Here is a 10,968-nt window from a genome sequence, read left to right on the forward strand (position 1 = left end):
AAACCTGTGGGAGCACACCCCCTCCCACAATTTTGCGCTGGTCATTCGTCTCCCGGCGCCAGCAGCAGATTGGGCGCCAGACGCTGATAGCCGTCCTGGGCCAGGCGCATGTCCAGCAGCAAACTGCCGAGATCTGCCGACAACGCCTCGGCTTCGGCGTCGTTCTCCAGGTAGAGCAATTTCAGGTAGCTGTTGCAGCTCGGGCAGACTTCGGCGCGCAGCGGGGCCTGTTCGGCGCTGTGCCGATCGTCTTCCTGGCTCAGGTACTCGAGGCCTTTGCTCTGCTCGCAATACACGCACTTGACCCGCACCACGTGCCATTCGCAGGCACACAGCGAACACACCAGATAACGCAAACCGTTGTGCTTGCCGCGATGGCGAATCACCCCGGCCATGGCCGGTGAACCACAGGCCGGGCATTGGCTGAGGCTGTCACCGGGTTTGAGTTGCAGCTGCGGCACGCTGAGCAGCCAGTGGCTCCAGGCGGTTTGCAGCGCCGCGCCGAGAAACGGCACCAGCGCCGCCGGCACCAGCGAATATTGACCGCTGACCAGCGCCACTGCCCACGCGCGCAACTGGCCGGGACTGGCGCCGCGCAAAGTATCCAGCGCGTCGATCACCGCTGGCTGATCCGCAGGCGCATAGCGCTGCAGCAAGGCATTCAGCCACGGCTGCCAGGCATCCTCGCGCACCAAGGTGTCTGCCGCGAACGGCGGCAGACCGTGCTGCTGACAGGCTTCGAAACGCTGCGCATCAAACGGCGCGGTCAGCGGCGGATCGTCGAACACCTGCTGCTGCGCCCGGCACAATCCGGCCATCAGCCGCAGATAATCCGCCAACCCATTGCCCTCGGCCAGACGCTCAAGGCGCTCAGCACGCAGGGCAAACAGGTTACGTGGTGGCAGGTACAGAAACGGCGGCGAACTGGCCGCCGCCTCGATTTCCCCGGGTTCAAGAATGCTTGGCAAAAGTCAGCCCTTTTTCGTCAGCGGTCGCTCGGGCAGGTCCCGAGGCTGTTCGTCGCGGGTCACCTCGCGGTACCACAGTTCATGGTGTTTCTTCGCCCACGGCCGGCTGACCCAGCCATGCAGCATGGCGTCGACCGAACCCTTGATCCACAAACCGGCGTAGATGTGCACGATGATGCTCAGCACCAGCACGAACCCGGCCAGCGCATGCAACAGCATGGCCCAGCGGATCACGCTGATGCCGAAATACGCGCTGAACCACGCGCGCCAGATCACCAGCCCGGTGAACAGCAACGCGAGCATGCACAGCAGTAAAGTCCAGAACAGCAACTTCTGCCCGGCGTTGTATTTACCCACCGGCGGCACGCTTTCTTCGTCGTTGACCATCACCCGGTTGATCCGCCGCAGCCACTGGCGGTCATTGGCGATAAAGAAATTGGTGCGCCAGAAGCTGAACACCAGGCCGAGGAACAGCACGAACATGGCGATGCCCATGTACGGGTGCAGGATCCGCGTCCAGGTGCCGCCGCCGAACAGGTTACTCAGCCAGAACAGCGACGGATGAAACAACGCCAGCCCGGACAACCCGGCCATGAAAAACAGGATCGCCACCAGCCAGTGATTGGTGCGCTGGTTGGCGCTGTAACGCAGGATCGTCTTGTTGCTCATGGCCGCTCCTCCCCGCGTGGATCGAAGGTGTGCACCGCCGGGTCGACCACGTGCACCGAGGTATCGGGTGGCGCCGGATGCTCATCCTCCTCGACACGATTCGGGCCGATGCGCACGTAGTGGAAGAACCCGGCCAGCACCGCCGCGCCCATCGCCAGCAGGCCGAGGGGTTTGCTGATGCCTTTCCACAAACCCACCAGCGGACTGATCGCCGGATGGTCCGGCAAACCGGCGTAGATTTTCGGCGTGTCGGCGTGGTGCAGCACGTACATCACGTGAGTGCCACCAACGCCTGCCGGGTCGTACAAACCAGCGTTTTCAAAGCCACGGCTTTTCAGGTCGACGATGCGTTCGGCGGCGTGTTCTTGCATGTCTTCCTTGGTGCCGAAGACGATCGCGCCGGTCGGGCAGGTTTTCACGCAGGCCGGCTCCAGCCCTACCGCAACCCGATCGGAACACAGCGTGCATTTGTAGGCCTTGTGATCCTTCTGCGAAATGCGCGGGATGTTGAACGGGCAACCGGTGATGCAATAGCCGCAGCCGATGCAGTGGTCCTGATCGAAATCGACGATGCCGTTGGCGTGCTGAATGATCGCCCCGGGGCTTGGGCACGCGGCCAGGCAACCGGGTTCGGCGCAGTGCATGCAGCCGTCCTTGCGGATCAGCCATTCGAGGTTGCCGGCGTCAGTTTCGTGCTCGGTGAAGCGCATCAGCGTCCACGAATCCGCCGTCAGATCCTGCGGATTGTCGTAGGTGCCGTGGTTGTGGCCGACCTCGTCGCGCAGCTCGTTCCATTCCGAGCAGGCGACCTGGCAGGCCTTGCAGCCGATGCATTTGGTGGTGTCGATCAGCTTGGCAACGCCCTGCTGAGTCCTCACCGACGGCGGCACAGTGGTGGTGGCCGAGCGGGCAATGATGTCTTGGCTGGCCATTTACAGTTTCTCCACGTTGACCAGGAATGACTTGGATTCCGGGGTCTGAGTGTTGCCATCGCCGAGGAACGGCACCAGGGTGTTGGTCAGGTAACCGTGACGCGTCAGGCCGGTGAAACCCCAGTGCAGCGGGATGCCGATCTGATGCACGACCTGGCCGTTGACCTGCAGCGGCCGGATCCGTTTGGTCACCACCGCCACCGCTTCGATAAAGCCGCGTTTGCAGCTGACCCGCACGCGATCACCGGCAGCAATGCCCTTCTCGTTCGCCAGCACCTCGCCGATTTCCACGAACTGCTCAGGCTGGGCAATCGCGTTCAACTTGCAGTGCTTGCTCCAGAAGTGGAAATGCTCGGTGAGCCGGTAACTGGTGCCGGCGTAAGGGAAGTCCTTGGCTTCGCCGAGGGTTTCCCAGACCGAATCGAAGATCCGCGCCGCCGGGTTGCTGGTGGCCTTCTTGTTCTGCGGGTGCAGCGGGTTGATGCCGATCGGCGTTTCGAACGGCTCGTAGTGCTCAGGGAATGGGCCTTCGTTCATCTTGTCGACGGCGAAGAACCGCGCGACGCCTTCGGGGTTCATGATGAACGGATTCATCCCGGCTTCCGGCGGCACATCGGCCTTGTAGTCCGGCACATCGGTGCCGGTCCAGGTCTTGCCGTTCCACCACACCAGCCGCTTTTTCGGGTCCCACGGTTTGCCCGCCGGGTCCGACGAGGCACGGTTGTAGAGAATCCGCCGATTGGCCGGCCACGCCCACGCCCAGCCTTGATGCTGGTGCATGCCGAAGGGGTCGGCGTTATCGCGCCGCGCCATCTGATTGCCGGCCTCGGTCCAGCTGCCGGCGAAAATCCAGCAACCGGACGCGGTGCTGCCGTCATCCTTGAGCAAACCGAAGCCGGCCAGTTGCGTACCGGCCTTGACCGTGACGCCGCCGGCATCGGTGAAATCGCTGACGGCGGTGCCGTTGATCTCCCGCGCCAGTTCTTCCGGCGAAGGCTCGTCGGGGATCTTGTACGGCCACGACAGTTTCAGCAGCGGATCAGGAAACTTGCCGCCTTCGGTCTGATAACGCTGGCGCAGGCGCAGGAACAGTTCGCTCATGATGCGAACGTCGGTCTGCGCTTCGCCGGGGCCGTCGGCGCCCTTCCAGTGCCATTGCAGCCAGCGGCTGCTGTTGACCAGCGAGCCGTCCTCTTCGGCAAAACAGGTGGTCGGCAGGCGAATGACTTCGGTCTGGATTTCAGCGGTTTTCACGTCGTTGTACGGCCCGACGTTCTGCCAGAACTCCGAGGTTTCCGTGGCGAGCGGGTCCATCACCACCAGCCACTTGAGCTTGGCCAACGCGCCCATCACGCGGTTCTTGTCCGGCAACGCGGCGATCGGATTAAAGCCCTGACAGAAGTAGCCGTTGACCTTGCCCTGGCTCATCAGGTCGAACATTTTCAGCACGTCGTAATTAGGGATGTCGAGCTTCGGCAAATGGTCGAACAGCCAGTTGTTCTCGGCGGTGGCGTTGGCGCCGTACCAGGATTTCATCAGGCTGACGTGGAATTTGCTGTAGTTCTGCCAGTACGACAGCTGCCCCGGTCTGAGCGGAACCTGCGTGCGTTTGAAGATGAACTGGCCATAGTCCTGCTCGCTGTCGCTGGGCAGCGTGAGGTAGCCGGGCAAGGCGTTGGACAGCAGGCCGAGGTCGGTCAGGCCCTGAATGTTCGAGTGTCCGCGCAGCGCATTGACGCCACCGCCGGGCATGCCAACGTTGCCCAACAGCAGTTGCACCATCGCCGCGCTGCGGATGATCTGCGCGCCGATCGAGTGCTGCGTCCAGCCGAGGGCATAGAGAATCGTCATGGTCTTGCCCGGTGTCGAGCAGGTGGCGATCTCTTCCCAGATTTTCTGCATGGCGTCGACGGGCATGCCGCAAATCTGGCTGGCCAGGTCGATGTTGTAGCGGCTGTAATGCTGCTTCATCAGTTGATAAACGCAGCGCGGGTCTTGCAGGGTCGGGTCGACGCGGACGAAACCATCCTCGGCGAATTCGTAACCCCAGCCGGACTTATCGGTGTAGCTGCGTTTTTCCGCGTCATAGCCGCTGAACAGGCCGTCTTCGAAGCCATAACCGGCTTTGACGATGAACGACACGTCGGTGTAATTGCGCACGTACTCGTGCTGGATCTTGTCCTCGGTCAGCAGGTAATTGATCAACCCGCCCATGAAGGCGATGTCGGTGCCGGTGCGGATCGGCGCGTAATAGTCGGCCACCGAAGCGGTCCGGGTAAAACGCGGATCGACCACGATCAGCCGCGCGGCGTTATGCGCCTTGGCCTCGGTCACCCATTTGAAGCCGCACGGATGCGCTTCTGCTGCGTTGCCACCCATTACCAGGATCAGATTCGCGTTGGCGATATCGGTCCAGGTGTTGGTCATGGCACCACGGCCGTACGTCGGGGCAAGACTTGCCACCGTCGGGCCGTGTCAGACACGCGCCTGGTTATCGAACCCCAGCAGACCGAGGCTGCGAATCACCTTCTGGGTGATGTAGCCGGCTTCGTTGGATGCCGCCGACGCCGCGAGGAATCCGGTGGTCAGCCAGCGATTCACCGTTTGCCCGTTGGCATTTTTCTCGATGAAGTTGGCGTCGCGGTCGGCCTTCATCAGGTCGGCGATGCGATCGAGGGCTTCGTCCCAGCCGATGCGCGTCCATTCATTGCTGCCGGGCTTGCGCACCTGCGGGTACTGCAAGCGGCCGGGGCTGTGAATGAAGTCGAGCAGGCCCGCGCCTTTCGGGCACAGCGTGCCGCGATTGACCGGGTGGTCGGCGTCGCCTTCGATGTGAATGATGTTTTGCGCCACGTTCTTGCCGGCATCGCCCTGGCTGTACATGATCAAACCGCAACCGACCGAGCAATACGGGCAGGTGTTGCGGGTTTCACGGGTGTGGGCGAGCTTGAAGTGACGCACCTGCTCGGCGAAGGCCGCCGTCGGGGCCATGCCCAACGCGCCCAGGCTTGAGCCTGCAAGGCCGATACCGGCGACCTTGAAGAACTGACGACGGCTGAGATCCATCGTGCACTCCTGATCAGGTGGAACCCGGTACTTGCGCCGGGCTTTATCTGGACAATCACGGTTGCGACGCCTTGGCGCCGACTTTTTCACTGTAGACAAAGACCTTGCCGATTGTGTGAAAACCGACCGTCGGGTGTTTCATCTGCAATCTCGAGGTATTGATCGTTCCCACGCTCTGCGTGGGAATGCCTCAAGGGACGCTCCGCGTTCCACTGGGACGCAGAGCGTCCCGGGCTGCATTCCCACGCGGAGCGTGGGAACGATCAGTCAGATCGCTATTGCGAGCAGGCTCACTCCTACAGGGAACGAGTTGCGCATAGAATGTCCGGCAGAACCAACTCCGCCTTGACGAGACCGCGCATGACTTTCGATTTTGATCAGCTGTTCGACCGCCACCACACTGGCAGCACCAAGTGGAGCCGTTACCCGGCCGATGTGTTGCCGATGTGGGTCGCTGACATGGATTTTGCCGCGCCGCCGGTCATCGTCGAAGCCCTGCAACAGCGCCTGCTGCACCCGCTGCTCGGTTACAGCGTGGCCCAGGACAACCTGCGTGAAGCCATCGTCGCCGACCTGTGGAACAAGTATTCATGGCAGGTCAAACCGCAGGAGCTGATCTTCCTGCCGGGCGTGGAATCCGGCTTCAACATGGCGCTGAAGGCTTTGGTCCAGGCGCAGCAGAATGTCGTCGTGCAAGTGCCGAACTACCCGCCACTGCGTCATGCGCCGGGGCATTGGGGCCTGAACAAGGTCGAGCTGGAATTCAACGCCCAGGCCGATGGCACCTACGCCACTCCATTGGACGCACTGCGCGAGTCGCTGAAAGGCGGCGGCGCCCTGCTGTTGAGCAACCCGCACAACCCGCTCGGCAAGGTCTTCGACCGCGAAGAGTTGCAGGCAGTCGCGGACATCTGCGCAGCGCAGGACGCGTGGATCATCTCCGACGAGATTCACGCCGAACTGTGCTTCGACGGCCGCGTGCACATTCCCACCGCATCGCTGAGCCCCGAGATTTCCAAACGCACGATCACCCTGATGTCGGCGAGCAAGGCCTACAACATCGCCGGCCTCAAGACCTCGTTCATGATCATCCAGGACTCCGCCCTGCGTGAGCGCGTCAACCACGCTCGCTGCGGCATGGTCGACAGCGTCAACCCGCTGGGCATGGAAGCCACCCGCGTCGCCTACAGCGAAGCCGCGCCGTGGCTCGCCGAACTGAAAACCTACCTGCAGGCCAACCGCGACTGGCTGGTAGGCGCGGTGCGCACGCGCCTGCCGGGCGTTACCATCAATGTGCCGCAGGGCACGTATCTGGCGTGGCTCGATTGCACCGCGCTGGACCTGCCGGATCCGCAACGATTCTTCCTCGAACAGGGCAAGGTCGGCCTGAGTGCCGGACTGGATTTTGGTGACCGGCATCAGCAGTTTGTGCGTTTGAACTTCGGCTGCCCGAGGGCGTTGCTGGAAGAAGGGATTGCGCGGATGGAGCGGGCTTTGGCTAACCGCAATCTCTGATCCTGCCCCGAGATTCCCCTGTGTAAGTGATCCCCTGTGGGAGCGAGCCTGCTCGCGAAAGCGCAGTGTCAGTCGACATAATTATCGTCTGACAGACCGCTTTCGCGAGCAGGCTCGCTCCCACATTGGTTTTGCATAGCCAACTAAATCCAGCGCAAATCCGATCGAACTCAAGGCAAACCCACCGGGTCAACCCGGAACACTGGCCTTGAAATCAGGAGACCCTGCGATGACTGACTATCCAAAACCACCCTTCCCGAAACAAGCCCAACCGGTGCCCGGCTCGCAACGCAAGATGGAGCCGTATCCAGACTGCGGCGAGCAGAGTTACGTCGGTTCCGGCCGCCTCGCCGGCAAGATCGCGCTGATCACCGGCGCTGACAGCGGCATCGGTCGCGCAGTGGCGATTGCCTTCGCCCGTGAAGGCGCCGACGTCGCCGTGGCGTACTTGAATGAACATGAAGATGCCAAGGAAACCGCACGCTGGGTCGAGCAGGCCGGGCGTCAGTGCATCCTGCTGCCGGGCGATATCGCCGAGAAAGCGCAGTGCCAAGCGCTGGTCGACAAGACTGTCGAGCGCTTTGGCCGCATCGACATTCTGGTCAACAACGCCGCGTTCCAGATGACCCACGAAAACTTTGAAGAGATCCCAGATGACGAATGGGTGATGACCTTCGACGTGAATATCACTGCCATGTTCAGGATCTGCCAGGCGGCGATCAAACACATGCGCCCCGGTTCGTCGATCATCAACACCAGCTCGGTCAACTCGGACATGCCCAAGCCGACCCTGCTGGCCTACGCCACCACCAAAGGCGCAATCGCCAACTTCACCGGTGGCCTGGCGCAGATGCTCGGGCCGAAGGAAATTCGCGTCAACAGCGTCGCACCTGGCCCGATCTGGACGCCGCTGATCGTCTCGACCATGCCCGATGAAGAAGTGCAGAACTTTGGCGGCAGCACCCCGCTCGGCCGTCCCGGCCAACCGGTGGAAGTCGCGCCGATTTACGTGCTGCTGGCCTCCGACGAAGCCAGCTATATCACCGGCCAGCGCTACGGCGTGACCGGCGGCAAACCGATGCTGTAACCGTGCAGCAGAAAAACTGAACCCGAGCGGCATGGCATCTCTCCATACCTGTAAGCGCCTAAGGGCCAACAGGAACAGGAGGTTGTCATGTCCGCCCCCCTCGTCAGACTCTTCACCCAACCCAACTTCGCCTGGACCGATATCCGCCGCGAAGAGGAAACCCATCCCCGCCACTATCTCGCGCATCTGCTGCTGCTCGCGCTGATTCCGGCCGTGTGCCTGTTCATCGGCACCACCCAGGTCGGCTGGAGCCTAGCCGTGGGTGAAAACGTGCGCCTGAGCACGGCCAGCGCCTTGCAACTGAGCGTGTTGCTGTACGTGACGATCGTCGCGGGTGTCGCGGTCATGGGCGGGTTCATTCGGTGGATGTCGCGATCGTTCGATGCGCGGCCGACGCTCAATCAATGCATCGGTTTTGCCGCCTACACGGTGACGCCGTTTTTCCTCGCCGGGATTGCCGGGCTGTACCCGAGCCGCTGGCTGGCGATTCTGGTGCTCGGCGCCGCGTCGATCTATTCGACGTTTCTGCTGTTCGTCGGCTTGCCGACCTTCATGCATGAGCGCAAGGAGCAAGGCCTGCTGTATTCGGCGTGCGTGTGGGGCGTCGGCCTGCTGGTGCTGGTGACCATGCTGGTGTCGATGATCCTGCTGTGGTTCAACGTGCTCATCCCCGAGTACCTGCGCACGACCGTGAGCTGAGCCGGTGCGCCTGTCCTTGGAAATTCGCTGCTGTGAGCGGTCATGAGTTTCGGCGTATGGGTCGCGGTGCTCGGCGCCGTGCTGCTGACGCTGGCCCTGACGTCGTCATGGTTGCGCTGGATGCCGGTCACCACCTCGGCGGTGTGTCTGCTGCTGGGCATCGCCATCGGCCCCAGCGGCCTCGACCTGCTGCAATTGCCGCTGGAAGAATCGTCGTTGTGGATGGAGCATCTGACGGAAGTCGCGGTGCTGTTTTCCTTGTTCGTCTGCGGTTTGAAATTGCGCCTGCCGCTGGGCAACAAGACCTGGCGCATCGCTTTTGGTCTGGCCGGGCCGGTGATGATTCTGACGATTATCGGCGTGTGTCTGCTGTTGCACTGGGGGCTGCAATTGCCGTGGGGGCCTTCCCTGCTGATCGGCGCGATTCTGGCGCCGACCGACCCGGTGCTCGCCGCGCTGGTGCAGGTCAATGATGCGCAGGACATCGACAGCGTGCGTTTCGGCCTCTCCGGTGAAGCCGGGCTCAATGATGGCGTGGCTTTCCCCTTCGTATTCCTCGGCTTACTGCTGTTGCACACCGACGGCAGTTTCAGCGACTTGCAACAGTGGTTCTTAAACGATTTGCTCTGGGCAGTGCCGGCAGGCCTGTTAATCGGTTACGGCATGGGTCGCGGCATCGGCCGGATCGCCCTATTGCTGCGCATTCACAACGAGGACAGCACCCTCGGCCCCAACGATTACCTGACACTCGCGCTGATCGCGCTGTCCTACGTGGGCGCCGACGCCATTGGCGGCTACGGCTTTCTTGCGGTCTTCGCTGCTGGCCTGGGCCTGCGTCAGGAGGAAGTCAAATCCACGGGCATCACCCAGGCACCTGCCGAGCATCTGGTGCAGCCGGTGGTCGGTCATCAGAACGTCGAACCGCAGAACGCCGTGCATGGCGATACCGAGCAACTGGAAGACAGCCAGGTTGCAGCGGGGATCATGATGGGCGACATGCTGGCGTTCGGCAGTCTGGTCGAGCGGGCGATGGAAGTGTTTCTGGTGACCCTGCTCGGCGTCGTGCTGATAGCGCACTGGGACTGGCGGGCGTTGTGGATCGGCGCGGTGCTGTTCTGCCTGATTCGCCCGCTGAGCGTGGCGCTGATGCCATGGGGCAATCTGCTCAGCGGACCGCAGCGTTTGTTGATCGGCTGGTTTGGCATTCGCGGCATCGGCAGCCTGTTCTATCTGTTCTTCGCCCTGAACCACGGTCTGGATTCCGACGTGGCCAAGGTCTGCACCGACATCACTTTGTCGGTAGTAGCCCTGAGCATTCTGCTGCATGGCATCAGCACACAACCGATGCTGGCGCGCTATGAACGTCTGAAGCAACGAAAAAGCTGATTCGTCGGCCGCTGCGCTTGGCTGAAAATGATCGAAGATTTTTCTGCAAAAAAATGGATCGCCGGGCGCGACCCAACGGTCACAACTTTAACCGCGCCAATCATCAGCGCGGCCCGGCAGGTTCGGTTCCCCTGCGGTGAACAGCCTATTAAACGGAACCCCGACACAAACAAGGTCACGGTCATGAACGAATGCTCGACTCCTGCGCAAATCAAGGCTTGCAGAGCACTGGCTCTGGAACGCAATCGTCAACTGTTCGAAGAAGCCCACGAACTGAACCGAGCGGCCAACGCGCTGCTGGAACAGACGCCGACCGACTTCGAACGCTTTGAGCAATACCGGGCACTGCGCAAGAAAGCCGATGCGAAATTTGAAGATGCGATTGATCATCTGTGTGTGCTGAATGAGGATTTCCCGCCGATTCCGGCGGCGGTGCAGAATGCTGTAACTGCGCGGCGTGAGCTGGAAACTGCGTAATAAAAGTCAAAAGCCCCTCACCCTAGCCCTCTCCCGGAGGGAGAGGGGACTGACCGAGGTGTTCTCACGTGCTACACCGACCTGGCATACCGCGCCGAATGTAGATTTTGAAAAGCATGAAGATCGGCTCCCTTTCCCCCTCGCCCCCTTGGGGGCGGTCCGACGTTTC

General features: G+C 61.8%; 9 protein-coding genes. 5 read left to right on the forward strand and 4 right to left on the reverse strand.

Annotated elements, in window-relative coordinates:
• Nucleotides 1-41: 41 nt before the first annotated feature.
• Genes fdhE through fdnG form a run of 4 tightly spaced genes read right to left on the reverse strand, consistent with a single transcriptional unit; the run spans nucleotide 42 to nucleotide 5,635 of the window.
• Nucleotides 42-968, reverse strand: a complete 927-nt coding sequence (gene fdhE / locus D8U61_RS07420; RefSeq protein ID WP_130926692.1) for a formate dehydrogenase accessory protein FdhE — start codon at nucleotides 966-968, stop codon at nucleotides 42-44.
• Between the two features lie 3 nt (nucleotides 969-971).
• The gene (locus D8U61_RS07425) at nucleotides 972-1,637 is read right to left on the reverse strand and encodes a formate dehydrogenase subunit gamma (protein ID WP_125926631.1); all 666 of its coding nucleotides are present in this window, start codon (nucleotides 1,635-1,637) and stop codon (nucleotides 972-974) included.
• Entirely contained in the window at nucleotides 1,634-2,569 is a 936-nt protein-coding gene (gene fdxH, locus D8U61_RS07430) for a formate dehydrogenase subunit beta (protein ID WP_125926630.1), read from the reverse strand. Before fdxH ends, D8U61_RS07425 begins: the two co-directional genes overlap by 4 nt.
• Nucleotides 2,570-5,635 carry a formate dehydrogenase-N subunit alpha gene (gene fdnG / locus D8U61_RS07435; protein WP_153188965.1) on the reverse strand — a complete coding sequence of 1,022 codons (3,066 nt, stop codon included), beginning with the start codon at nucleotides 5,633-5,635 and terminating at the stop codon, nucleotides 2,570-2,572. It abuts the gene before it with no gap.
• 360 nt (nucleotides 5,636-5,995) lie between these two features.
• Here fdnG and D8U61_RS07445 point away from each other — a divergent pair, with 360 nt between their 5' ends.
• From D8U61_RS07445 to D8U61_RS07470, 5 genes are all read left to right on the forward strand, one after another.
• Nucleotides 5,996-7,150 (forward strand): PatB family C-S lyase, encoded by a 1,155-nt coding sequence (locus tag D8U61_RS07445; RefSeq protein ID WP_130926694.1) that lies wholly within the window; start codon nucleotides 5,996-5,998, stop codon nucleotides 7,148-7,150.
• Between the two features lie 229 nt (nucleotides 7,151-7,379).
• Nucleotides 7,380-8,237 carry a glucose 1-dehydrogenase gene (locus tag D8U61_RS07455; protein ID WP_016774822.1) on the forward strand — a complete coding sequence of 286 codons (858 nt, stop codon included), beginning with the start codon at nucleotides 7,380-7,382 and terminating at the stop codon, nucleotides 8,235-8,237.
• 87 nt (nucleotides 8,238-8,324) lie between these two features.
• Nucleotides 8,325-8,936: a Yip1 family protein gene (locus D8U61_RS07460; RefSeq protein ID WP_130926696.1), complete on the forward strand. Its 612-nt coding sequence runs from the start codon at nucleotides 8,325-8,327 to the stop codon at nucleotides 8,934-8,936.
• Nucleotides 8,937-8,978: 42 nt separating this feature from the next.
• Entirely contained in the window at nucleotides 8,979-10,322 is a 1,344-nt protein-coding gene (locus tag D8U61_RS07465) for a cation:proton antiporter (protein WP_130926697.1), read from the forward strand.
• A 27-nt stretch (nucleotides 10,323-10,349) separates the two neighbouring features.
• Entirely contained in the window at nucleotides 10,350-10,799 is a 450-nt protein-coding gene (locus D8U61_RS07470) for a hypothetical protein (RefSeq protein WP_223631008.1), read from the forward strand.
• Nucleotides 10,800-10,968: the final 169 nt, after the last annotated feature.

This window comes from Pseudomonas sp. Sample_14 (assembly GCF_004307515.1).
GTDB lineage: Bacteria > Pseudomonadota > Gammaproteobacteria > Pseudomonadales > Pseudomonadaceae > Aquipseudomonas > Aquipseudomonas atacamensis.

What these genes read in the sequence shown, in the direction of transcription:
- D8U61_RS07425 (WP_125926631.1), bottom strand. Translation starts at nt 1,637, where the DNA reads ATGAGCAACAAGACGATCCTGCGTTACAGCGCCAACCAGCGCACCAAT.
- fdxH (WP_125926630.1), bottom strand. Translation starts at nt 2,569, where the DNA reads ATGGCCAGCCAAGACATCATTGCCCGCTCGGCCACCACCACTGTGCCG.
- D8U61_RS07445 (WP_130926694.1), top strand. Translation starts at nt 5,996, where the DNA reads ATGACTTTCGATTTTGATCAGCTGTTCGACCGCCACCACACTGGCAGC.
- D8U61_RS07455 (WP_016774822.1), top strand. Translation starts at nt 7,380, where the DNA reads ATGACTGACTATCCAAAACCACCCTTCCCGAAACAAGCCCAACCGGTG.
- D8U61_RS07460 (WP_130926696.1), top strand. Translation starts at nt 8,325, where the DNA reads ATGTCCGCCCCCCTCGTCAGACTCTTCACCCAACCCAACTTCGCCTGG.
- D8U61_RS07465 (WP_130926697.1), top strand. Translation starts at nt 8,979, where the DNA reads ATGAGTTTCGGCGTATGGGTCGCGGTGCTCGGCGCCGTGCTGCTGACG.
- D8U61_RS07470 (WP_223631008.1), top strand. Translation starts at nt 10,350, where the DNA reads ATGATCGAAGATTTTTCTGCAAAAAAATGGATCGCCGGGCGCGACCCA.